The 24,127-nt window shown below is 44.0% G+C and carries 26 protein-coding genes and 2 pseudogenes; 16 read left to right on the top strand and 12 right to left on the bottom strand.

Annotated features, from left to right (window positions below; translation table 11 throughout):
* The 5 genes from VB714_RS10025 to VB714_RS10005 form a co-directional block, all read right to left on the bottom strand.
* Positions 1–1,195, bottom strand: a 1,195-nt coding sequence (locus tag VB714_RS10025) for an NACHT domain-containing protein (protein WP_323223659.1), incomplete at its 3' end; no start/stop codon positions are given.
* 70 nt (positions 1,196–1,265) lie between these two features.
* Positions 1,266–1,691, bottom strand: coding sequence for an HNH endonuclease (locus VB714_RS10020; protein WP_323223657.1), 426 nt, complete (start codon positions 1,689–1,691; stop codon positions 1,266–1,268).
* Positions 1,688–2,098, bottom strand: coding sequence for a hypothetical protein (locus VB714_RS10015; protein ID WP_323223655.1), 411 nt, complete (start codon positions 2,096–2,098; stop codon positions 1,688–1,690). The genes VB714_RS10020 and VB714_RS10015 overlap by 4 nt, the downstream gene beginning before the upstream one ends.
* A 43-nt stretch (positions 2,099–2,141) precedes the next feature.
* On the bottom strand, positions 2,142–3,533 hold the full coding sequence (locus VB714_RS10010) for an NACHT domain-containing protein (protein ID WP_323223653.1): 1,392 nt from the start codon (positions 3,531–3,533) through the stop codon (positions 2,142–2,144).
* Positions 3,534–3,689: 156 nt separating this feature from the next.
* Entirely contained in the window at positions 3,690–4,049 is a 360-nt protein-coding gene (locus tag VB714_RS10005) for a XisI protein (protein WP_323223651.1), read from the bottom strand.
* Between the two features lie 137 nt (positions 4,050–4,186).
* Here VB714_RS10005 and VB714_RS10000 point away from each other — a divergent pair, with 137 nt between their 5' ends.
* The 10 genes and pseudogenes from VB714_RS10000 to rpsJ all read left to right on the top strand — a co-directional run bounded on the left by VB714_RS10000 (position 4,187) and on the right by rpsJ (position 14,379).
* Positions 4,187–6,652 carry a M48 family metalloprotease gene (locus tag VB714_RS10000; protein ID WP_323223649.1) on the top strand — a complete coding sequence of 822 codons (2,466 nt, stop codon included), beginning with the start codon at positions 4,187–4,189 and terminating at the stop codon, positions 6,650–6,652.
* A 95-nt stretch (positions 6,653–6,747) separates the two neighbouring features.
* Positions 6,748–7,911, top strand: coding sequence for a pyridoxal phosphate-dependent aminotransferase (locus VB714_RS09995; protein WP_323223647.1), 1,164 nt, complete (start codon positions 6,748–6,750; stop codon positions 7,909–7,911).
* 69 nt (positions 7,912–7,980) lie between these two features.
* Positions 7,981–8,130: pseudogene (locus VB714_RS09990) on the top strand (universal stress protein); the annotation flags it as partial.
* 281 nt (positions 8,131–8,411) lie between these two features.
* Complete coding sequence (locus tag VB714_RS09985; RefSeq protein ID WP_323223642.1) at positions 8,412–8,828, top strand: phosphomannose isomerase type II C-terminal cupin domain; 417 nt, start codon at positions 8,412–8,414, stop codon at positions 8,826–8,828.
* 72 nt (positions 8,829–8,900) lie between these two features.
* Entirely contained in the window at positions 8,901–9,233 is a 333-nt protein-coding gene (locus tag VB714_RS09980) for an iron-sulfur cluster assembly accessory protein (protein WP_323223640.1), read from the top strand.
* Positions 9,234–9,389: 156 nt separating this feature from the next.
* Positions 9,390–9,764, top strand: coding sequence for a 30S ribosomal protein S12 (gene rpsL / locus VB714_RS09975; protein ID WP_204105475.1), 375 nt, complete (start codon positions 9,390–9,392; stop codon positions 9,762–9,764).
* A gap of 158 nt (positions 9,765–9,922) precedes the next feature.
* Positions 9,923–10,393: a 30S ribosomal protein S7 gene (gene rpsG, locus VB714_RS09970; protein WP_204105476.1), complete on the top strand. Its 471-nt coding sequence runs from the start codon at positions 9,923–9,925 to the stop codon at positions 10,391–10,393.
* A 197-nt stretch (positions 10,394–10,590) separates the two neighbouring features.
* Positions 10,591–12,672: an elongation factor G gene (gene fusA, locus VB714_RS09965; protein ID WP_323223637.1), complete on the top strand. Its 2,082-nt coding sequence runs from the start codon at positions 10,591–10,593 to the stop codon at positions 12,670–12,672.
* 20 nt (positions 12,673–12,692) lie between these two features.
* Positions 12,693–13,970, top strand: coding sequence for an elongation factor Tu (tuf, locus tag VB714_RS09960; RefSeq protein WP_323223635.1), 1,278 nt, complete (start codon positions 12,693–12,695; stop codon positions 13,968–13,970).
* Between the two features lie 91 nt (positions 13,971–14,061).
* Positions 14,062–14,379, top strand: coding sequence for a 30S ribosomal protein S10 (rpsJ, locus tag VB714_RS09955; RefSeq protein WP_239121536.1), 318 nt, complete (start codon positions 14,062–14,064; stop codon positions 14,377–14,379).
* 122 nt (positions 14,380–14,501) lie between these two features.
* Here rpsJ and argC read toward each other — a convergent pair whose 3' ends face one another.
* Positions 14,502–15,563, bottom strand: a complete 1,062-nt coding sequence (gene argC, locus VB714_RS09950; protein ID WP_204103001.1) for an N-acetyl-gamma-glutamyl-phosphate reductase — start codon at positions 15,561–15,563, stop codon at positions 14,502–14,504.
* Between the two features lie 282 nt (positions 15,564–15,845).
* Here argC and VB714_RS09945 point away from each other — a divergent pair, with 282 nt between their 5' ends.
* The 5 genes from VB714_RS09945 (at position 15,846) to VB714_RS09925 (ending at position 20,726) form a co-directional block, all read left to right on the top strand.
* Positions 15,846–16,055 (top strand): hypothetical protein, encoded by a 210-nt coding sequence (locus VB714_RS09945; RefSeq protein WP_323223631.1) that lies wholly within the window; start codon positions 15,846–15,848, stop codon positions 16,053–16,055.
* Between the two features lie 136 nt (positions 16,056–16,191).
* On the top strand, positions 16,192–17,259 hold the full coding sequence (locus VB714_RS09940) for an amino acid ABC transporter substrate-binding protein (protein WP_416309648.1): 1,068 nt from the start codon (positions 16,192–16,194) through the stop codon (positions 17,257–17,259).
* Between the two features lie 115 nt (positions 17,260–17,374).
* The gene (locus VB714_RS09935) at positions 17,375–18,553 is read left to right on the top strand and encodes an ABC transporter permease subunit (RefSeq protein WP_323223627.1); all 1,179 of its coding nucleotides are present in this window, start codon (positions 17,375–17,377) and stop codon (positions 18,551–18,553) included.
* Between the two features lie 46 nt (positions 18,554–18,599).
* Entirely contained in the window at positions 18,600–19,823 is a 1,224-nt protein-coding gene (locus tag VB714_RS09930; protein WP_323223624.1) for an amino acid ABC transporter permease, read from the top strand.
* Between the two features lie 174 nt (positions 19,824–19,997).
* The gene (locus VB714_RS09925) at positions 19,998–20,726 is read left to right on the top strand and encodes an amino acid ABC transporter ATP-binding protein (protein WP_416309647.1); all 729 of its coding nucleotides are present in this window, start codon (positions 19,998–20,000) and stop codon (positions 20,724–20,726) included.
* Positions 20,727–20,776: 50 nt separating this feature from the next.
* Here the strand turns inward: VB714_RS09925 and VB714_RS09920 are convergent, their stop codons facing one another.
* The 3 genes from VB714_RS09920 to VB714_RS09910 all read right to left on the bottom strand — a co-directional run bounded on the left by VB714_RS09920 (position 20,777) and on the right by VB714_RS09910 (position 22,287).
* On the bottom strand, positions 20,777–21,166 hold the full coding sequence (locus VB714_RS09920; RefSeq protein WP_323223620.1) for an alr0857 family protein: 390 nt from the start codon (positions 21,164–21,166) through the stop codon (positions 20,777–20,779).
* A gap of 87 nt (positions 21,167–21,253) precedes the next feature.
* Positions 21,254–21,763 (bottom strand): HNH endonuclease, encoded by a 510-nt coding sequence (locus tag VB714_RS09915; RefSeq protein ID WP_416309646.1) that lies wholly within the window; start codon positions 21,761–21,763, stop codon positions 21,254–21,256.
* A 113-nt stretch (positions 21,764–21,876) separates the two neighbouring features.
* A complete protein-coding gene (locus tag VB714_RS09910; protein ID WP_323223617.1) occupies positions 21,877–22,287 on the bottom strand; it encodes a hypothetical protein in 411 nt (136 codons plus the stop codon).
* A 162-nt stretch (positions 22,288–22,449) separates the two neighbouring features.
* Here VB714_RS09910 and VB714_RS09905 point away from each other — a divergent pair, with 162 nt between their 5' ends.
* A complete protein-coding gene (locus VB714_RS09905; protein ID WP_204102994.1) occupies positions 22,450–22,791 on the top strand; it encodes a hypothetical protein in 342 nt (113 codons plus the stop codon).
* A 179-nt stretch (positions 22,792–22,970) separates the two neighbouring features.
* Here the strand turns inward: VB714_RS09905 and rpsU are convergent, their stop codons facing one another.
* The 3 genes and pseudogenes from rpsU to VB714_RS09890 all read right to left on the bottom strand — a co-directional run.
* Positions 22,971–23,171: a 30S ribosomal protein S21 gene (gene rpsU, locus VB714_RS09900; protein WP_204102993.1), complete on the bottom strand. Its 201-nt coding sequence runs from the start codon at positions 23,169–23,171 to the stop codon at positions 22,971–22,973.
* 203 nt (positions 23,172–23,374) lie between these two features.
* Entirely contained in the window at positions 23,375–23,686 is a 312-nt protein-coding gene (locus VB714_RS09895; protein WP_323223613.1) for an RNA-binding protein, read from the bottom strand.
* A gap of 212 nt (positions 23,687–23,898) precedes the next feature.
* Positions 23,899–24,127: pseudogene (locus VB714_RS09890) on the bottom strand (LL-diaminopimelate aminotransferase); the annotation flags it as partial.

The following is a 24,127-nucleotide window of genomic DNA, read 5'->3' as shown; positions in this document are numbered from 1 at the left end:
GTTGGTGGCGTGTGGTGAGGATTTTCCCCAAACTCTCTGCCGCCAGCCAACGGGTATCTTCATCGTCAGTAGTTTCCATAACTCTGATTAAACCTGCGATCGCTTGAGTATTTCCTGGGTCGATTTCCCCCAAACTCTCTGCCGCCCGCCTACGGGTATTTTCATCGTCAGTAGTTTCCAGAATTCTGATTAAAGCGGCGATCGCTTGAGGATTTCCTTGTCCGATTTCCCCCAAACTCACTGCCACCTGCCTACGGATATTTTCATTTTGGCAATTTTCAATAATTTGAATGAGTTCTGTAGTAGCAAGTTGTTGAATGGTTTCTGGTATCGCCTCTCTCGCCCCTTTTTTACTCGGATCGAGACAAGTTTGCCATTCCTGCTTTTCAATATTGAAATAACCAAACCCCCACTTCACCACTTCCTTAACAATCTCTGAAGCGAGGGAACAAGCCTTAAATTCATTAATGGCAACCGCCGCTAGAAAAAATGCTTGATGTCCATAAAAACCTCTTACTCCATCCTCAAACTCAACTAACGCCCGAATAAACCCCTCCTTCTCCTCATCCGCAATATCCCTACGCCCCAACCACAATAAAATCACCTGCTTCCACTGCGGTTCAAAAATCCGATATTCCTTCGCCGCCATCGGAAAATTAACATGATTTCGAGGTAAAAAATAATCCCAATCCTCCACCGCCAACGCCGCAAAATACTCCTGAAACGTCGCATGATAAAAGGCAAAAATAGAATCTCCTCGCTTATCTCTGCCCACCCGATTCAACCAGCCCAACCGTAACGCCAAAGACCCCAACGAAGTCTCATCCAATTCCTCCCCCAAATACTCTTCCACCAAAGCCTGGGATAACCGAAATCGCTCCTGGGGTAAATTCAGCGCAACCTTAGCCAGTTCCCCCAGTTGCCGATTCAACTCCTGCTTTAATTTCGTGATATCTGTGCCACAGCGCTGGGCATGGTGGCGCAACTCCTGCAAATTCCGATTCCACTTATACACCTCTTTCAGGTAACAGGCATACAAGTCTGCCTGGGTATCCGGCAACGATGACCCATCCCAGGTCATGCAGAGCAACGTCAAGCGCAAGGGGTTGCGTACCAAATCAAGGAGGTTTTCCCGTCCCGGTTCATGCAGGGCGGCAATCAGAACATCGGCAGTAGTTGGGGTTGAGATCGTCATGGCATTATGGTTTAAGGAATCAAGAAAGAACCACTAAAGCATCGTTTATCGTCCCGGTAATTAGCGATTTTTATGTATTCAATGTCGGTGGATGCCAGCCAGCCCTAACCCAATTTCGGCGCACAACCACCGCTAATGAATTATTAAGCTGTAATGCGGCTACAGTGGCACGACCACAAGCCGTCAAACCAATAATTTCTGTCCCATCCTTACTCCATTGAAAATGATCCGACCACCGTTGTTGACGAGAATTAAACAAAGCTATAGATTTCTCAGTCTGTGGATCATTGAATTCCGTCTTTGTCCACTTATATTGATTACATAATTCACAAGCTAAACAGAGATTTTCTAACTCATCACCACCCCCCTTCGCTACTGGTAGTATGTGATCGACCTGTAACCGACCCATAATGTAATCTTGATGGCTCAAACAATATTCACAAAAGTTTCCGGCACGTTGACGAACGATTTGACGTACCGGGTCAGATAAACTCATAAGGCAAGATTGGGGGTTAAACCCCGCCCCTTTGCTTCGGCTAAGGCTTCGGATTTTCGCAATAACCCCAAGCGATAACTCTGCATTAACATCAATAGTTCATATCGCTCCGCTTGGGTTAACCCCTGAGCCTTTCCCTTCGCTTGTAGATCGCCCAAACGCTCATTTTGCCCGGCATCTAACTTCATCTGCGCTAACGCCATCACACCATCATCATCCAACAAAGCTACTGGACTGTATAAATCTGCTGCTAAACTATCCTCCCCTAACCAAGCATCAGTCTCCGACACACCCAATGCTTGAGATAGCAACTGCTGTAGAAATATATCCAAACTTTGACCCTGCCGCTTTGCTTCTGCCAGGAGTTTAGCTTCTAGTTCAGGATTAAGAGCGATGTTGAGGGACATGATGAGCATCCAAAATCTAACTATTATTATAGAGTCGGTCTGGTTAATCACTCTGGGCAAAAAACCGCCGAATAAACATTTCCATCTGCTCCACTTCAAAGGGTAAATTCCGATAGACATCAAACCCCGAAAAAGCATTCTTATCCGCTTCCCAGACATTCACCCGACAAGTCACCACCACCCGCGCATCCTGCACCCATCCCCCCAACAGTGCAGAAACATGGCGCGTTTCTACCCTCGATGTCATTTCATCTAACCCATCCAACAATAACCAAATTCGGTGTTTTTGTTGGGTGAGTTCGTCAATTGCGAGGCTTTTACCTGTTGGTTTGAGCCAGATTTCTTCAATATAGTGGGTAATTGTTGGCTGGGTTAAATCTGCCAAAGATATCCAAATCGGCAACCCCAAATCTTGCTCTAAAATCCAATCGGCAATCTTCTGTAACCGCGTGGTTTTTCCCGAACCCGGTTCGCCAATAATCGCTATTTTTCGCCCTTGACTGATTTCGCTTTTCCCTTGTCGCAACACCTCTTCAAAAAAGCCTTCTTCTGCAATGGGAATTAGTTTTTCTTCTTCCTTAATCGCTAAAGGAACATAAATCTCATCCAGTTGCAGTTCTGCCCCAGGAAGCTGAGACTCTTTTGTAGTGAATTTCTTTTGTTCTGCGAGGTTTTGACGACAAATTTCTTGCCAGTCTTCTAAAGTCAATGATTTGGGTTTGAAAATATCAATAAGTTTTTGCACATTGTGGTCAGTACGATTAACGACTGATAACATATCTGTCATCGTCAAAGCAACTTGCTCTTGTCCAACTCCAATCTCTGTTAAACTTGCATTAATGGCTGGTAAATATTCTAATTCAAAAGCTCTATAGGCACGGTCATTAATTTTTAACTGCTCAATAAAATGATCGTATATTCTGGAAAATAAATTCGTCTCTATTTGATTATGATAATCTGGTGGTATATCAGCAATTCCTTGTAATGCTTGGCTAATTAGTCGGGTTTCTAATTCTTTTATCTGTTCGCCAATCGGTTGACCATGAGACAGTAAAAGTTGCTCAATTTCTGCCGTATTTTGCAAGGGAGATGCTATTTCTGTCTCGTCTTTGGCATTTTTTACTTGTTGTAACTCAGTTTGCCATTGTTCAATTTTTCGATCAATTTCTGTAGGTAAATAAAGGCGAAATGACTGAATTTTTTCCGATTCTGTAAGTAAATAAAGGCGAAATGACTGAATTTTTTCTGATTTAAACTCTGTGGCAATTTCTATCAAGGCTTGCAAGTAAGCAATCTTAATCGCCTTTTGTAAGTCGTGATTAATGGGCTTTGGCTGGTTTTGAAAGCGCCTGAAAAGACTCCTCGCATCAATGGGAGACGTGACAATGTTGATCATCACAGGCAACAGAATCATGGAAAAAGGATCGATAGCCATAATCCTAGAGGTGTTGAGAGTTAACGGTCATTCTAGCATTTAGCTGTTAACAAGTGTGGTACTTAAGGTTAATTTAACGAGCGATCGCCAAAGTTGAAGTTTTTAAAAACTTGAAAGCGCGATCGCCTCTCCATCTCTGTTTCTCAAGCAAGGGATTTAAGCAACACCTAAACCAGTGTATTGTCTAAACTCTGGTGGTTGCAACCCGACAATAATATCTTCTCTTGTCACTCCTCTTGCTAACAGATCGTCCGCAATGGGAGAATCGGTTTGGTTGCGTTGAATCCAAATTTTTCCCTCGCGAATCTCGATATGAATGACCGCAGAATAAATCCGTCGCTGTCCATCCCATCCTAAATCAATTAACAAATAGCGATCGCGTTGCAAATCGAAAACAGTCTGAGATTCAATTTCACCACCAATGGGTTGAACTCGAGCGTGGTCGGTAAGCAAATCTTGAATATTTTGTCGATATTGCGCTTGTTTTACGGATTCGTGAAATTTATCTTTGGCCACTGTCTGTGAGGTTTTTAAAAACTTGAAAGCGCGATCGCCTCTCCAGTCATTCTACGGGCGATCGCTACATTTATATCATTAATGGACTAACCCAGAAGTTCTATAATTCTAGGGACAGAGAAATTTTACCATGAACCATGATTTCAGAGCCGAGCTTTCCCGCAGGTCAAGAAGCATTAAGCCAAGGGGATTATGAAACAGCGATCGCCCATTTTCAAAGGCTGTGCGAAGTTGAATTAGACCCCCAAATTCTGACAAGTGCGCGTCAGTCTTTAGTCTTGGCGCTTTGGAAGAGCGATCGCCAACAAGACGCGATCGCATTATGTCGGAACCTCGCACAAGACCTAGAGGAAAATCCTTGGGCGGCCAAAACTTACAAAGATTTAGTTCTAAGGTATCAGAAACAAGCACAGGGGACAGAAGAACAGAAAACGGGAAAGCGTCAACTACCCACAGCTTATCAGTCCCCCTCAGAAGCCGCAGCAGCAGCCGTATTTGTATCGGGAAGGGAATGGCGCAATGCGGAACGTGCAAAGACCTGGAAGCGCCTGAAAGCCCCCCAAGAATGGAAATTTTGGTTGAGACAGGCGATCGCAACTTTAATTTTATTTTGGGTAGTGCGAACAAGTCTTGATTGGGGGCTGGATTTTGTGAATAATGTTCTCGCAAAATTGCCTCTCGTTTCTCCCATTCAAGGATTTTATCAAAACCCAACTCGCAATATTTTAATTTTTCTGGTTATTCTTCTTGCGGTTTCACCTTGGCTTTTAGATTGGGTTTTCAAATATTTCTATAAACTCGAACCCTTCAAGTTTTCTCAACTCGCTTCTCAATATCCTGAAACAGCGAAGGTACTGCAAAAGCTGGCGACACAATACAAGATTTCTCGCCCTCAATTGGGCATATTACCAACAAGTGCGCCCTTTTCTTTGACTTATGGCAATCTTCCCCGCAATGCCAGAATTATTGTTAGCGATTCCCTCCTCGAACAACTGGAAGATGACGAATTAGCAGCAATTTTTGCTTCACATTTTTCGCAAATTGTCAAGGGCGATTTTATCTTTTTTTCTGGGGCGATCGCGCTATTACAAATCCCTTTTACTCTATATTGGCAAATAGCGAAAGGAGGAGAACGCTTAAGTGAAATTATCCCGAATACTTATCCTCAATTTGTTGCGCTTTTAGTGCAATGGCTTGGGGGTTTAAGTGCTGCGTTATTTTATAGCATTTATATTCTTTGGCGGCTACCTTTGCTCTATTTTTCTCGACAGCGACTTTATTATAGCGATCGCTTTGCGGCAGAGTTTACAGGTAATCCTAACGCCCTCAGTCGTGCTTTACTAAAAATTGCAGTAGGGATGGCAAAACAGATCGAACAACGACAGGAAACAATCTGGATTTTAGAGGGATTCGATCTATTAATGCCCGTTGGCTATCGACAAGCCTTAAGTTTGGGAAGTTTGCCAGATAAAACCCCTTTTGTTGACGTATTAGCATGGGAATGTACCAATGAGTATCGCTATTGGTTAGGATTATTTGAACCTCATCCTTTAATTGGCGATCGCATTTATTTGCTCAATCGTTATGCTAATTTCTGGAAATTGTCCCCCGAAATCGATTTGCCAACTTTGATTCAAGAGAAAGAAGGGAAAAGAAGATTTAAACTAGAGGAATTCTTTTGCTTATTTTTAACACTTTATTTGGGATATTTAACAAAATGGATTGATTGGAGTCGCGGGCTTCAACAGACAATTTATTCGGTTATCTTTATTCTCGTTGTTTTATTTTTAACCGCTCAATTGAAACAATATAAAGATTTTTTGGTTCTATTATTGGTCTGGCTGAGTTATGAAAATGGAGTAAATTTAGTTTCAATCTTTATCATTTTTCTAGCAATCTTACTATTAGATAACCAATTAAATTTAGAGAAATTGAAAAATAGCTATAAAGCCTTACCTTTATTACAAACTTCCATGTTGTTTGGTTTATTGTTTGGTTTAGCAGCAAGAATTACTTTATGGACAATTGGACTAGCCAGCGACTATTTAAGTGCTTGGGTTCGCCTTCCGCTTTGGCGCTTAATTTGGTTGCATAATACAGTTAATCCATTTCTCGATGCCTGTATTTTAGCTGCATTTAGTTTCTGTATTATTGTTTGGATCAATCACTATTTTCCCAATATTCGTATTTCTCCCACTCGCAAAGATCCGCGTATTGAAGACTTACTCTCCAACCCTAAATCCCTACCTCCGAATAATCAAGGTGTTCGCTTAACCGGAAGATTAATGGGACGGAAAGGCATTAGTAATTGGTTAGCACAGGATTTGATGTTAAAAACCTCGACAGGTTCAATTCGCTTGAATTTTGTTTCTAAAGCAGGTACTATTGGTAATCTGTTTCCCATTCCTCCACGTCCAGAAAAGTTTTGCGATCGCAAAGTAACGGTTTCCGGTTGGTTTCGTCGAGGTAGTATTCCTTGGATCGATGTCGATGAAATTCGCACAACGGGAACAAAAAGCACTCGTAGCGGTTATCCAGTTTGGGTGACAGTGTTAGCAGTTTTGTCAGCGCTTTGGAGTGCTTGGTTAATTTGGAATGCTTAAATTCCAAAGAAAGTATTAAATTATTCAGACAGTTTCCCAACAATCCTTCTACACTGGAAAAATTATCAACTCAAAAATGTGGGGAAAACATCGCCGTGAAATTAGCCCAGCGCGTAACACAAGTGCCTCCTTCCATGACTTTAGCAATTTCTGCCAAAGCCAAAGCCATGAAAGCAGAAGGAATTGATGTTTGTAGTTTTAGTGCCGGGGAACCGGATTTTGATACCCCAGAACATATTAAAGAAGCCGCTAAAAAAGCATTAGATGAAGGGAAAACCCGCTACGGACCCGCAGCCGGAGAACCCAAACTAAGGGAGGCGATCGCCGCTAAATTAAAAGAATATAATCACTTAAACTATCAGCCCGAGAATATTATTGTCACCAATGGCGGCAAATTCTCCCTCTTTAACCTCATGTTGACGTTAATTGAGGCGGGAGACGAAGTTATTATTCCCGTTCCTTATTGGGTCAGCTATCCCGAAATGGTGAAACTGGCGGGAGGGACTCCTATTCTCGTTCCCACAGAAGTCAGCAATGGCTATAAAATCACCCCCGAACAACTTCGCCAGGCGACAACGGAAAAAAGCAAACTTTTCGTGCTTAATTCTCCCTCCAACCCAACCGGGATGGTATATTCCCCCGCAGAAATTCGCGCTTTAGCTGAAGTTGTTGTTGAGAAAGATTTACTGGTGGTCTCTGATGAAATTTATGAAAGAATCCTCTACGATGGTGCAGAACATTTAAGTATTGGTACTGTTAGTCCGGAAGTTTTTGCTCGGACTATCATTAGTAACGGATTTGCTAAAAGTTATGCCATGACGGGTTGGCGCGTGGGTTATGCCGCCGCACCATTAGAATTAATTCAGGGCATGACAAAAATTCAAGGGCACAGTACCTCGAATGTTTGTACCTTTGCTCAATATGGCGCGATCGCAGCTTTAGAAGGAACTCAAGAACCTGTAGACATCATGTTGGCCGCTTTTAGCGAACGTCGCCGTTTTATTCTCGATAGCATTGCGACAATTCCCCATCTGAGTTGTCCGCAACCCAATGGCGCTTTTTACGTTTATATCGATATCAAAGAAACAGGAATAGACCCCCTTGAATTTTGTAATATTTTGCTGGATAAGTATCATGTTGCAGCGATTCCTGGCATCGCTTTTGGTTCAGAAAGCGAAGTTCGGATGTCTTATGCAACAGACTTAACCTCAATTCAAAAAGGCATGGAACGATTGGCAAAATTTGTTGCGTCTCTTTAAGGTAAGTTCTCGAAACAGAAAACAAAATTACAAAAGCGATCGCCGTAAAATTAAGGTAGAGCCACTTCAGTGGTTAAATCATGGCAAGCAGATCTGATTGCGATCGGTCGTTGCGGTCATTCTGGACTAACCGAACTGTTTTTGGGTAGTGTTAGCAACTATGTTCTATACCATGCGTTCTGTTCCGTCTTAATCGTACAAGGAAAAGGAAAAGCCTGAAAGTTAACGGCTAAATAGAGTCCAATACGATCGCGATCGCCAAAATACGGCGATCTAGAAACGGGAAAAATTGGCGATCGCGAGTTTTCTTAAGGATTTGATTAAGAGAAACCAGAATTTCGTAAAGAGTTGTTAGATATTGGTTAAATTTAGGATTCTGACTAGCTTCTGCAAGAGTGGTTTTGTTATGGTTGAGAAGTGAAAAAGAACCGAGAAATCCTCAAGCCGCGATCGCTCCTCTTAACTTAAAACTTGACTAGAAAATAGACTAGAAAACAACTATGGTTCAGCTTAAAGAAATTCCTCAAACCCCCACCCTATCCCTAGCAGCACCCGTTCCCCAAGAACTCTCCCCTCATGCTACTACCCAACGCCCTTGGGGAGCCTTCACCGTTCTCGAAGAAGGATCGGGTTATAAGATTAAACGTATTGAAGTTAAACCCGGCCATCGCCTCAGCCTGCAAATGCACTATCACCGCAGCGAACATTGGATCGTCGTCTCCGGTACCGCTAAAGTGACTTGCGGAGAAAATATTTCCATTCTATCTAGCAATCAGTCCACTTACGTTCCTCAATGTACAGCCCACCGCTTAGAGAATCCAGGATCGATTAATTTAGTCATTATCGAGATTCAAAATGGGGAATATTTGGGAGAAGATGATATTATTCGCTTCCAAGACGATTACAAGCGCAAGTAAAACGGGAATGGGCGATCGGGAACTCAATGACTAGACCCATTACCCATTACCCATTACCCATTACCCACAATAATGATTGTTTTAAGTCAATCCGCAGCCCATGAAATCCGTCGCTTGCAAGAGACCTGTAATACACCGGACAGTCAACTCCGCTTAAGCGTTAAAGCCGGGGGCTGTGCGGAATTTTATTATATTTTAGGATTTGCCGATGCTGTCACCTCAAGCGATCGCCGCTACGAAAGCACTGGAATTAAAATTATCGTAGACCCCGAAAGCGATCGCTACCTGTCCGGCTTGAAACTAGACTATTCCCAAGATTTAATGGGAGGAGGCTTTCGTTTTCATAATCCCCAGGCCATGAAAACTTGTAGTTGTGGCAATTCTTTTTCGGTAGAATCAGCTTGAAACAAAATGCCTCAACCCTCTTAACCGATCCGCTTAACTCATTCTCCACAAACTAATTGCAAAAAGTTTCTTGACACCCCCCCTCAATTCTGGCTATGATGGGAGACTGTCACGCAATATGAAAATCAACGAAAAATAAAGCTCTACGCCTAACTCATGCCAACCATTCAGCAACTGATTCGGAGCGAACGCTCTGTCGCCAAAAAGAAAACCAAATCGCCAGCACTAAAAGAATGCCCCCAGCGTCGTGGGGTTTGTACGAGAGTATATACAACAACACCCAAAAAACCCAACTCGGCATTGCGGAAAGTCGCTAGAGTTCGCCTCACTTCTGGATTTGAAGTGACTGCTTATATTCCAGGCATTGGTCACAACCTGCAAGAACACTCCGTTGTTTTAATTCGAGGCGGACGGGTTAAAGATTTACCTGGAGTTCGCTATCATATTATTCGCGGCACTTTAGATACGACAGGTGTAAAAGATCGTCGTCAAGGGCGCTCCAAATACGGAACAAAACGTCCGAAAGAATAATCTTAAGAAGAATTTCTAGATTATGCTAAATTGCTGAATACTGAATTGCTGAAACTGAAAAGTAGTAATTCTTTAGTCAAGTCTTTGAGCGTTCGTGAGTGAGCGACTTAAAAATTCATTTAATTGTCTTGTCAATTCAATAAAGGATAAAATCAACAATGTCTCGTCGCCGGGTTGTCAAAAAACGTCCCATTCCCCCCGATCCCGTTTATAATAGCCGCTTGATTAGCATGACCGTGCGACGGCTTATGCGTCACGGTAAAAAATCTTTAGCGTTTCGGATTGTTTACGATGCCTTGAAAATTATCGGGGAACGCACGGATAGCGAACCCTTGGAAGTATTCGAGACTGCCATTCGTAATTTAACGCCCCTCGTGGAAGTTAAAGCCAGACGAGTCGGTGGTGCGACCTACCAAGTTCCGATGGAAGTTCGCGCCAATCGCGGCACAACCTTAGCACTGCGTTGGCTGTCGAAATTTTCTCGGGCGCGATCGGGTCAAACCATGGCCATGAAACTGGCCAATGAGATCATGGACGCAGCTAACGAAACCGGCGGTGCCATGCGTAAACGAGAAGAAACCCACCGTATGGCTGAAGCCAACAAAGCCTTTGCTCACTATCGATACTAATTAAATATTAATTAAATTTAATTAATGTCAGATAGGAAATTGGAGAAGGCGATCGCCAGATCCCCATCCGGAAAAACCCCCAAGGAAATTCTCATTTCCACCTTCTTCAGAAAGGGTTTAAAAAAGTTATAGAATTGTAAATAGCGTACATATAAAGTAACAAAGCCATTAATCTGGCTAAGACTAAGGAGGTCAATGTGGGACGAACTATCCCGCTAGAGAAAGTTCGCAATATTGGAATCGCGGCGCATATTGATGCCGGTAAGACGACGACAACCGAGCGCATCTTATTTTATTCCGGTATCGTTCATAAAATCGGCGAAGTCCACGATGGCAACGCCGTCACAGACTGGATGGAACAAGAACGAGAACGGGGAATTACCATCACCGCCGCCGCCATCAGCACCAATTGGCAAGAACATCGAATCAATATTATCGATACTCCAGGTCACGTAGATTTCACCATTGAAGTCGAACGATCCATGCGAGTCCTCGATGGTGTAATTGCGGTTTTCTGCTCTGTGGGAGGCGTTCAACCTCAATCCGAAACCGTTTGGAGACAGGCCGATCGCTATAAAGTCCCTCGGATTGCCTTTGTGAACAAAATGGATCGCACCGGAGCAAACTTTTTTAAAGTTTACGAACAAGTCAGCGATCGCTTGCGTGCCAATGCTGTACCCATTCAAATCCCCATCGGAAGCGAAGGAGACTTTAGAGGCATTGTCGATCTTGTCCGAATGCGAGCCAAGATTTATGGCAACGACATCGGCACAGAAATTGAAGATGTCGAGATTCCCGAAGAAGTTAAAGCCCAGGCAGAGGAATTCCGCACCAAATTAGTAGAATCCGTAGCTGAAACCGATGAAGTGCTGCTGGAAAAATATCTGGAGGGAGAAGAGTTAAGCGAAGAAGAAATTCGCACTGCCCTGCGAAGAGGCACAATAAATGGCTCGATTATGCCCATGCTCTGCGGCTCCGCCTTCAAAAACAAAGGCGTGCAGCTTCTCCTCGATGCCGTTGTGGACTACTTACCCTCTCCCACCGAGGTTCCCCCCATTAAAGGGATAGTTCCAAGCGGTGAGGAAGAAGTTCGCAAAGCCAGTGATGAAGAGCCTTTTTCTGCCCTCGCCTTCAAAATCATGGCAGATCCCTACGGTCGCTTAACCTTCCTGCGGGTTTATTCTGGCGTTCTTAAAAAAGGAAGCTATGTCTATAACTCCACCAAGGATAAAAAAGAGCGAGTTTCTCGGCTGATTATCCTCAAATCTAACGATCGCATCGAAGTAGACCAACTCCAAGCAGGGGACTTAGGAGCCGCGATCGGTCTAAAAGATGCCATTACCGGGGATACCTTATGTGATGAAGACCAACCAATTATTTTGGAATCTTTGTTCATTCCCGAACCCGTCATTTCCGTCGCGGTAGAACCCAAAACCCAACAGGATATGGACAAGCTCAGTAAAGCTCTACAATCCTTATCCGACGAAGATCCGACCTTCCGAGTCAGAACCGATCCCGAAACCAATCAAACCGTGATTGCGGGTATGGGAGAACTGCACTTGGAAATTCTGGTAGACCGGATGTTACGAGAATTCAAAGTCGAAGCCAACGTAGGACAACCTCAAGTTGCCTATCGGGAAACCATCAAAAAATCCGTCAACAAAGTTGAAGGGAAATTTATTCGTCAAAGTGGTGGTAAAGGGCAATACGGTCATGTTGTCCTAGACTTAGAACCAGCAGAATCCGGAACGGGTTTCGAGTTTATCTCGAAAATTGTGGGAGGAAAAATCCCCAAAGAATATATTTCCTCCGTAGAGCAAGGCATGAGAGAATCTTGCGAAACGGGTATTCTCGCAGGCTATCCCCTCATCGATGTCAAAGTCACCTTAACGGATGGTTCCTACCACGAAGTCGATTCTTCAGAGATGGCGTTTAAAATTGCCGGCTCTATGGGAATGAAAAACGCCGTGCAGAAAGCCAATCCCGTCATCCTCGAGCCGATCATGAAAGTCGAGGTTGAAGTCCCCGAAGACTTCCTCGGTGATGTCATGGGGGATTTGAACTCCCGTCGAGGTCAAATCGAAGGGATGAACTCTGATGCCGGCGTATCCAGCGTAACTGCTAAAGTTCCTTTGGCAGCAATGTTCGGTTACGCCACAGATATCCGTTCCAAAACCCAAGGACGCGGTATCTTTTCAATGGAATTCAGCAACTACGAAGAAGTCCCTCGTAATGTCGCTGAAGCCATCATTGCTAAAAATCAAGGGAACGCAAATTAAAGATAAGGAAAAACGAAGCAATGGCACGCGCAAAGTTTGAACGTAACAAAGACCACGCTAATATTGGCACCATTGGTCATGTAGACCACGGCAAAACCACCCTGACCGCAGCGATTACTATGGCTCTAGCGGCACAAGGGAAAGCCAAAGCTCGGAATTATGCAGATATTGATGCTGCACCGGAAGAAAAACAACGGGGTATTACCATCAATACCGCTCACGTGGAGTATGAGACGGATAATCGCCACTACGCTCACGTTGACTGCCCCGGTCACGCCGACTACGTGAAGAATATGATCACCGGAGCCGCTCAAATGGACGGTGGCATCTTAGTGGTTTCGGCGGCAGACGGTCCTATGCCCCAGACGCGGGAACACATTCTCTTGGCGCGACAAGTTGGCGTTCCTCATCTCGTTGTGTTTTTAAATAAAGAAGACCAAGTAGATGACGCGGAATTGTTGGAGTTGGTAGAATTGGAAGTTCGGGAACTTCTCAGCGAGTACGATTTTGATGGAGACGACATCCCCATCGTGACAGGTTCAGCTTTAAAAGCAGTAGATGCCTTAACAGAGAATCCTAAGATTGCCAAGGGAGAAAACGAATGGGTGGATAAAGTCCTCGCTCTTATGGATGAAGTCGATGCTGCTATTCCGACTCCTGAACGTGAGATTGATAAGCCCTTCTTAATGGCAGTAGAAGATGTTTTCTCCATCACCGGTCGCGGAACAGTAGCAACGGGACGGATCGAACGGGGTAAGGTTAAGGTGGGAGAAACCATCGAAATTATCGGCATCCGGGACACCCGCAGCACTACTGTTACTGGGGTAGAAATGTTCCAAAAAACCTTAGATGAAGGGATGGCTGGGGATAATGTTGGCGTTCTCTTACGGGGGGTTAACAAGGAAGATATCGAACGGGGTATGGTTTTGGCAAAACCCGGTTCGATTACTCCCCACGACAAGTTTGAGAGCGAAGTTTACGTCCTGAAAAAAGATGAAGGGGGTCGTCATACCCCGTTCTTTTCCGGATATCGCCCCCAGTTTTACATTCGCACAACGGATGTAACCGGTACGATCGACCAATTTACGGCTGATGATGGCAGTACTGCTGAAATGGTTATGCCTGGCGATCGCATCAAAATGACGGTTTCTTTAATTTATCCCGTCGCGATCGAGCAAGGAATGCGTTTTGCTATTCGCGAAGGCGGTCGCACCATTGGTTCCGGTGTTGTTTCCAAAATTCTCGCAGATACGGAGAAAAAAGGCGACAAAAAAGCCGACAAAAAAGCCAAAAAATAGATTCCCCTCTATTTGAAGTGGAGCAGAGAGGCCATGCCTTTCTGCTCTTTTGCTCTCAGTTTTTCATCAATTTCAAGCAAATACAAAAATCATGGCCACGATTCAACAGCAAAAAATCCGCATTCGCCTGAAAGCCTTCGATCGCCGCTTGCTGGATACCTCCTGCGAGAAGATCGTCGATACTGCCAACCGGACGAATGCTACGGCGATCGGTCCAATTCCTTTACCGACCAAGCGCAAGATTTATTGTTTACTGCGATCGCCTCACGTCGATAAGGATTCTCGGGAGCATTTTGAAACCCGAACTCACAGACGGATTATTGATATTTATCAGCCTTCTTCTAAGACTATTGATGCGCTAATGAAGTTAGATTTACCCGCAGGGGTTGACATTGAAGTTAAGTTGTAGTATGGCTTAATTTTAGATGTGGCGGTATCATTCTCACTCTATCAAATATCAAAATCCCAATCGAAAACTCAAGTGCTGCGATCGCGGCACTTGAGTTTTCTGGATTATATTCCTGAATTAGGTTACGGATAAAACGCCAATTGAGGCAGCCCTAATGTTTCTTCCCATCCCATCATAATGTTCAAATTTTGTACGGCCTGCCCCGACTGACCCTTGATCAGATTGTCGATCGCCGACATGACAATAACGCGATCGGTGCGCGTATCTACCGCCAAGCCAATATAACAGGAATTTGTTCCCGCCGCCCATTTCGTTTGAGGATAAATGCCATTGGGCAGGATTTTCACAAAAGGAGAGGAACGATAGAAAGCGTTATAAATCGTAATGATATCCTCTCGCACCAAACCAGGATCTCGCAGATTGGCATAAACAGTGGCTAAAATCCCCCGCACCATCGGGATCAGGTGAGGTGTAAATTGTACCTTTATTTCTTGTCCCGCCAAATCGCTGCAAATATTTTCAATTTCAGGAGTATGACGATGCGCCCCAGCAACATTGTAAGCAGCCAGAGAATTATCTGCTTCAGCAAGGAGCAAACCAATTGCCGCTTTCCGTCCTCCTCCCGACGTTCCCGATTTTGCGTCGATAATGGCGGTTTCTGGGACGATTAGCCCCTGTTTGAGTAAAGGCGCAAGGGCAAGCAAACTCGCCGTGCAGTAGCACCCTGGACAGCCAATCAGAGAAGTTTCTTTAATGGCATCGCGATAAAGTTCCGGTAAACCATAAACCGCCGTTGCAGCTACAGCGCGATCGCTGCGTTCTTTTTTATACCAAGTTGAGTAAGTTTCCAAATTATCAAAGCGATAATCTGCCGAGAGATCGAGGACTTTACACCCCTTTTCCAGCAGTTTTGGAGCCATATCGCAGGCTAAACCATTCGGAAGTGCCAAAAAGACTGCTTGGCAGCGATCGCCAATAACATCAAGATCGATTTTTTCAATTTTAAGATTGAAGCGATCGCGCAAATGGGGATACAGGTCGCCAAATTCTTTTCCCGCGCTACTGTCCCCTCCCACGTAAACAATCTCTACATGGGGATGATCTAATAGCAATTTCACCAATTGAATACCGCCATAACCAGACGCGCCCACAATACCCACGGGAATGCGATCGGAATTACTCATAGGGTTAATGTCCTAAAATCTTGAATACGTTGGCTGCATTGTAGTATCAAACCTGAAATTTGCGGCAAGATTTTCCCGAGAAGATTAGCGAGTCACGAATAGCAGAGTGCCGCTAACCGTTACCAACTCCTAAAAATTGTTTCGACTTGTATCAACTTGAAACAGTTTGGCCTCTAATTTCATCAGATCGGCTATGGTTATGAAGGAGAAATAAATTGTTAAAACATTATTAAGTTTTTAGATCAGTCCCTTGTCGAACTGTTGTTACAGTCAATAAAAGCCATGACCCCTAACTTGTTACGTCAACTCTGGTTTCTTGTTGAAAACACCCAAGCCCCTGTTATCTTGGGGCGAGATGATGCCAGCCTCGTCGAGTGGTTATTAGACCAATTAGCACGGCAGCGATCGCTTGAAGGTTACGAAACTGAAGTTATCAGCGACTATATCCGCTCCAAAACATCCCTCATCCGAGATTTAGCTGCTCAACGTTAGGGAAATCTTGGCAAGTTATTATCATACTTTAAACAAATCTTTACCTTTTGTATTGATTTACACTTCACTCTGTGCTTACTCTGATAGAGATTAATAAACTATCAGTGTCACTCTAAAAATGTGGTGTGTAATGACAATGCGTAAATTTAGTGCCTTTTTACTAACAGCAGCGATCGCGGCTTCTTTCGCGGCTTGTGCGACCCCTTCAGACTCTTCTTCCGATGGAGAAGGCGAAGGAAGTTCGTCATCAACAGAAAGCCGCTTGGATGCCGTCAAAGAACGCGGGACCTTAAACTGTGGTGTTGATGGGGGTATTCCTGGTTTTAGTTACGTTGATGAATCGGGAGACTATTCTGGCTTAGATGTTGATGTCTGTAAAGCTGTGGCCGCAGCAGTTTTAGGAGATGCCGATAAAGTTGAATACCGTCGCTTGGACTCCACCGAACGCTTTACAGCCGTGTCGGGAGGAGAAGTCGATATGCTCTCGCGCAACACGACTTGGACACTCAGCCGAGATACAGAAGTGGGCATGGAATTTGCCCCCACGACCTTTTATGATGGTCAAGGGATGATGGTTCGTGAAGCGAGCGGACTGAAAGAATTAAAAGATTTCGATGGTAAAACTGTTTGTGTAGAAGCGGGAACCACGACGGAATTAAACTTAACCGACAAAATGCGAAAGGCAGGAGTTACTCCAGAAATTAAGACTTTCCAACAAGCCGACCCTGCTTATGCTGCTTATGACGAGGAACTGTGCGATGGTTTTACCTCTGATAAATCCCAATTAGTCGCTCGTCGCAGTACCCTCTCTAAGCCCGAGGATCACATTGTTTTGGATGTTACAATGTCGAAGGAACCCCTAGGACCTTTGACCATTAACAACGATTCCGCATGGTTTGATGTGGTGAAATGGGTGACTTATGGTTTAATCGAAGCGGAAGAACTTGGCATTACTTCAAAGAATGTTGAAGAGATGAAGAGTAGTGAAGATCCTACAATTAAGCGTTTCTTGGGTGCAGAAGGCGATCTCGGTAAAGGTTTGGGTTTAGAGAATGACTTCATGGTGAAAGCTATCTCTAGTGTTGGCAACTACGGCGAAATTTACGAACGCAACCTAGGACAGGAATCCAAGTTCAAATTGGATCGGGGTTTAAATGCTCTATGGAGCGAAGGGGGTTTGCTTTATGCTCCTCCTTTCCGCTAAGGGATTTGTAGAGTAGGAAATGCTCCCCAAATCTATTAAAAAATAGACTGGGGGGCAGTTTTTGCAATCTCATCAGTAATTTATAGCTAATAACTAATAACTGATAACTGAAAAAATGACTGTTAACGAACAAAGTATTCCTCTCTGGCGAGACGATCGCTTCTGGAAAATTGCCTTACAGATTCTAGCCGTTCTCGTGGCGATCGCAATTTTCACCCTCTTGGGCTATAACTTAAATGTGAATATGCAGCGAGTTGGGATCGAGTTTGGATTTGATTTTCTCCAATCTCAGGCATCTTTTGCCATTGGCGAAGACTTGACGAATTACGATCCCAGCGACCCCGTGGCAGGTTCTTATGCAAGGGTTATGTTTGCGGGATTAGTTAATACTTTGCGCGTCGTTGTTGTCGGTCTTATATTAACAACAATTGTGGGAATTACGGCAGGAGTTGCCAGTTTTTCTGATAATTGGCTCTTGCGGAAAATCAGTCAAGTTTATGTGGAAATTGCCCGCAATATTCCCATCTTAGTGCAGTTATTATTTTGGTATTTAGCAGTTTTCTCTAAACTCCCTCGACCGGAAGATCGGCTCTCTTTTTTGGGTATGTTTTATGCCAGCAAGCGCGGGCTTTATTTGCCGTGGCCGGGAGAAGTCGGACGATTTAGCATTTGTGCGGCGGTGCTAATTGTGGGTGCGATCGCGGCATTTTTTGTGTGGCGATCGCGAGTTAAAGCCATTGTCGTAAAAGGAGAATCGGGACAAAATCAGTCTATTATTCTGTGGGTTATTACTGTAATTTCTGTATTAATTCTACTCTTTGGTTTGGGTTGGCAATTTCCCCACGAACCCACAGAAATTGGCGAAATTGAAGGAGGTTTGCGACTAACTTTAGAAATAAGTGCCTTGCTAGTTGGTTTAATTATTTACACGGGAGCCTTTATTTCCGAAATCGTCAGAGCCGGAATTCAATCCGTGGCTAGGGGTCAATGGGAAGCGTCGAAAGCCTTGGGATTAAAGTCTAATTTAACCATGCGCTTAGTGGTATTTCCTCAAGCCTTGCGAGTGATTATTCCTCCCCTCAATAGTCAATATCAAAACTTAGCCAAAAACTCCAGTTTGGCACTGGCGATCGCCTATCCCGATATTTATTCTGTCTCCAATACTACCTTTAACCAAACCGGTCGTCCTATTGAAGTCATGATTTTAATTATGACCACATATTTATTAATGAATATGGTGATTTCGCTGAGTATGAATCAACTCAATCGCAGCGTGCAGTTACGAGAAAGGTAATAACCAATTACCAATTACCAATCACTAATAACTAATAACCAATGACATGACTACCATTACACCTCAAAACCCCAATCCCAATATATCTCCCCCCGCAGAAATTCAGATTTCTCCGATCAACTGGGTGATGAAAAATTTATTAACCCCTTGGTATAATGCCCTCATTACCTTCATTATTGTAGGAATTTTTTGCTATGCTGGCTATGGTTTTTGTGTTTGGGCATTGACCGAAGCACAATGGACTGTTGTTCCCGCCAACTTACATCTCTTTGGGGCTGGACGCTATCCTAGTGAAGAATACTGGCGACTTTGGGTTTTGCTGAGTATTATTGTTATATTTTCGGGTATTTCTTGGGGAGTTGTTGCTCGCAATGTTACCCATTTATTTAGTCGCAATGTTTTAATCGGTTTGGCGATCGCCGCTTTAATTGCCTTTATCTTGCCCATCCCTCTCCCCTACAAATTGGCAATTATCGGCTTATTAATTTTGCTTTCTCTTGCTGCATGGGGAGGACAAAAAATCGGCGCAAAAATGCCAGAATTGGGCAAATATATAGCAATCAATTGGTTTCTGGTCTATCTAATTGGGCTATGGTTAATTGGTGGCGGTTTTGGATTAGAAGAAGTAACAACCAGTAAATGGGGCGGTTTAATGCTCACGGTACTGATGGCAACAATTAGTATTGCCCTCTGTTTTCCGATTGGAGTTATTTTTGCATTAGGAAGACAAAGTAATCTACCCATAGTGAAGCTCTTTTCCGTACTCTATATTGAAATTATTCGCGGTATTCCCTTAATTGCCATTTTGTTCATGGGTCAGGTAATGATTCCCCTATTTTTACCAGAAGGAATGCGACCCGATCGCGTTTTACGGGCTATTATTGGTTTAACCTTATTTAGTTCTGCTTATCTGGCTGAAAATATTCGAGGAGGACTGCAAGCCATTCCTCGGGGTCAAACAGAAGCGGCAAAAGCCTTGGGTTTAAGTACGCCCTTAACCGTGTCTTTTATCGTTATGCCCCAAGCAATTAAAGCTGTAATTCCGGCGATCGTGGGACAATTTATTAGCTTATTCCAAGATACAACTCTTCTCTCTATTGTCGGTGTTGAAGAGTTTCTAGGCATCAGTCGTTCGGTTTTGGCAAATCCAAATTTTCTCGGTCGCAGTTCAGAAGTTTTACTTTTTAATGCTTTAGGCTTCTGGGTTTTTTGTTATGCCATGTCTACCGGGAGTAAATATATTGAGAAACGATTGAATGTGGAACACTAATTAATTATCAATGTTCTATTTCTGAGCTAACTTGGTATTAGTAGCGTAAGCATTGCTCACCAATAACCTTGAGACACCCTAATTTGCAAACTAATTTTCAGGAGAAAGATCGTGGCTGGACATTCCTTAACCAAAGACCTTCAAGATACAAACAATGTAACCGATAGAGAGGAAATGATTGTTGCTCGAGACGTGCATAAATGGTATGCCAGCAATCAGTTTCATGTTCTGCGCGGCGTAAGTTTGACCGTGACTAAGGGGGAAGTGGTCGTGGTGATGGGTCCTTCGGGATCGGGAAAATCGACTTTTATTCGCACTTTTAATGCCCTTGAAGAATATCAAAAGGGTCAGATTTCCGTTGATGGGATTGAACTTTCCCACGATCTCAAAAATATTGATGCGATTCGTAAAGAAGTGGGCATGGTTTTTCAGCAATTTAATTTGTTTCCTCACCTAACAGTATTGCAAAATGTTACTCTTGCTCCGATTTGGGTACGCCGTCGCAAAAAAGCCGAAGCTGAGGCGATCGCCATGCAATTACTAGAGAAGGTGGGTATTTTAGAACAAGCGAAAAAGTTTCCGGGGCAGCTATCTGGGGGGCAACAGCAACGGGTGGCGATCGCCCGTGCTTTGGCCATGCAGCCGAAAATCATGCTTTTTGACGAACCAACTTCAGCGTTAGACCCAGAAATGGTGAAAGAAGTGTTAGATACCATGCGCTCTTTAGCCAGTGAAGGCATGACAATGGTATGCGTTACCCATGAGGTAGGATTTGCAGAAAACGTGGCGGATCGGGTCGTTTTAATGGCAGATGGGTTATTAGTAGAAGAAGCAAAACCCGATGCGTTTTTTAATAATCCTCAACACGATCGCACCAAACAGTTTTTATCGCAGATTTTGTAAGAAATTGCTTTTAATTAAAAACGCACTCCGTAATAGAGTGCGTTTTCAATTTATTCATTGGCTAAAAAAGCAATCGATTCAGCTTCTTGCCAGAGTTTGAACAGAAAGAACTCAGCGCGATCGCTCATCGTCGTCACAAAGATACCTTCTTCGCTATCGGGATCGGACACCAACCAAGTTCCATTCAGGCAAACTTCGACATATTCTGCATCGCAAACAGCCAAAGATAACGCATGAGGATTTTCTCGCGTTTCTAGCGCTTCCAACTCTGCCAAATGAGGCAAATCCGCAGGGAGCAAGAAAGAAGCCGTACTCGGCTCGACAAACAAGGGAGTTGCCGATCGCAACGCCAAAACAACTCGCGTCGCGACCCAATTTTCGAGGGGTTGAGCCAGATGCTCTAAGCAGAATCCGTTTTCGGTATAAGTCAGTTTCAACATGGGTTCTGTTTTCGATCGTGTTTCCCGGTGGGTTGGGCGATCGCCGTTGCGATCGCCTTTGATTCATTGGAGCTTTGCTCACTCTTGTTATTGCCAGCTATTATCGCGCCAGAACTGTTCGGCAAAAGCGACGGTGGGGTGCATCGGTGCTTTGGGTTTCTGGAACAAGGGCATTCCTGCTTCCCTAGGCGTGCGAGCGCCTTTTTTGGAGTTACACCCTTCGCAAGCAATAACTACGTTATCCCAGACGTGTTTTCCACCTTTAGAACGAGGAATGACGTGATCCAAGGTCAATTTGTGCTTGCTACCACAGTATTGACAGGTGTTTTTGTCTCGCCGCAGAACTTCCCGCCGATTGACCGCAGGGACTTTCCAGACTCGTTCGGTTTGCGCCATCGTCAAGCGAATGTGTTCGGGAACTTGAAATTTGACGCTAGGGGAACGAATTTCCCAAAATTTATCGCTGAAAAAATCTACAGGTTCGGCTTTTCCTGTCACTAAAAGAGCGATCGCCCGACGGATATTAATCCGGCTCAAAGGCAAGTAATTCTTGGAAAAGACGACGACAGACTGGCTCAAAGTTTCTGTTACGGTAATCACGGCTTTACTCCTTTTAATGCCGTTAATCGAGAAGGTTAAGTACCCAAGACGTAAAAATCCCCGCTTTGTCTCTGATAAAGCGGGGGATAAACCATGTTGGGGTCTTGGTTTTATTGGGGTACAGTTGACTTTTGCCTGTACCTCCCGCTTATTTGTTGTTGATTCGATCCGACCAACAATCTTTCACTGTCGCTGTTATGCTGATAGCCTTCTATCTCAATACCTTCAATCCCCGATAGAGATTCTGGGGGCATGGAGAAACGGAGAGGGCGATCGCTAATTTTGGCGCTGATTTTTGTGTTATTTTCATATTTTGATACAATTGTATCATTCAAGAGGACTGAGTAATCTTCTGTCGTCTCTATCCACATTTTGGCGATCGCGATCGCCCTTGAGGCCAAAGTCACCGAGGCTAAATTCTTAAATTCCTGGCTAAATTCTGAACCTCGAGCAACAAGATGCCGATCTTCTTGGCAACGGGTTGCTAACTGTGATGTGGATAGGGATGAGAGAAGATTCACGGATTCCTCCTAGACATAGCGTTAAAGATTTTAAACTGAGTGAAATTTGGTTGAAATTGAAAATTTTTGTTTTTGAACTCGATTGGGGGTTGTCAAAACCTATCTTTTACATACTACACTTGTAATATTGATATGTCCACTATTTTTGGAGGAATTTTTTCGATGCGTACCTTAACTCGTACTCGTACATCAACAACCGACATGGAAGTCACTAGCATTCGCCTGGAAAGAGAACTGAAGGAGAAACTGAAAGAATTGTCGGGCAACACGGGTTATCAAGCATTGATCAGAGATGTGCTTTGGAACTACGTTCAGCAAAAGTCTGGTGATTATCGCCCCACGTTTTCCAAAACTGATATTCGCGCCAGTTTTGAAGCGATCGCCCAGAAAGATGAATGCTGCGTCCTAACGGGCAAAATGATACCAGAGAATGCGCCCATGTTTCTCGCTCTGACCACCCACGGGGATCTCGTTCCCTTAAGTACGGAGAGTTTAGCCGCCTAACGGGATGGGGGCGGGAAAACTTGACACAAGGAAAAGTCAATACTGCCGATATTTTGGCAACCCGCCCCCCATAAAAGCGTTAACCCGCCTCTTATGCCAACTAATTAAAGAGCATCCCACCTAAATCAGAGATTGATTATAGATGGGAATTCATTTGCTACTAGCTTTTTTTTAAGAAATTAGGATTGTTTTTTGCGATTGCGAAGCCAACGCCTTTCCTTATGTCTTGCTAGTTCTTTGCGCTTGCGCTTTTGGGCAGGGGTTTCAAAGTGGCGATTTTTTTTCATATCGCCAAAGATGCCAGCTCGAGAAACTTTCCGTTTAAATCGACGCAATGCTGACTCTAATTGCTCGTTTTCACCAAGAACAACTTGGGCCATTCAATATCCTCCCGCTTTCATTATGGAAAAAAAACAATGTACAAAAAATAATGTACAAAAAACAATTTACAAAAAACACTGGCAGTGATGCCGTTGAAATTCTAGACCTCAAACGACAGACCTCGAACCCTCTAAAATACAAAAGGATAGCTCTGTTGTCTATCCTCTGAGTCAATCATCGGATTTAATTGTCCCATCAAAACTTAATAGCGATCGCGCCCTGATGAGAAATTACGGTCATTATCTTTCCAATTCCGGTTAGAAGGACGATCCTCCCGAGGTTTGGCCTTATTGACTTTTAAGGTGCGACCCATCCATTCTGCCCCATCAAGGCTCTCGATCGCTGCGGTTTCGCCCTTTTCTTCCTCCATATCGACAAAACCAAAACCCCGTCGCTGACCGGTTTCGCGATCGAGAGGAATTTTCACCCGCTTTACAGAACCATATTCAGCAAAAACACCATTTACATCTTCCTCTGTAGCATCATGGGAAAGATTCCCGATATACACGGTCATAACTTAGCCTCGCAAATTGATTGGATATCATGTAGAGATTGGGATTCGGAAGGAAAGCCTCTTGGCTAATACTCAATCGGAAAACCCCCTAAGACTAGCGATAACTTCAGCCACCGATATTCCTTCTCATTTACCCATCATACTACTTTGACATCCTCTCTGGCTTTTGTCGAGATCTATTCATAACATTAAATATTTACCAGGACTTTTGCTCAATTTGTGCTAAGGGGAGCCAGTACCTCTTCGGGTTGATAGCGAATACCTGCTTTCCGCCAACGGTCTAAGGCTTTTCCGAGGCGATCGCGATCGGCAATGAGGCTAATCCGCACGTACCCTTCTCCGGCTTCTCCAAAGGCATTGCCAGGAGTAACCACTACTCCTGTGGTTTGCAGCATTTCTAAGGCAAAATCCGTGGATTTCATCCCCACGGGGCAAGGTATC

It is taken from the genome of Spirulina sp. 06S082 (genome assembly GCF_034932145.1).
In the GTDB taxonomy this organism is placed as follows: domain Bacteria; phylum Cyanobacteriota; class Cyanobacteriia; order Cyanobacteriales; family Spirulinaceae; genus CCY15215.
This window is presented reverse-complemented; position numbering and strand designations above follow the sequence as displayed.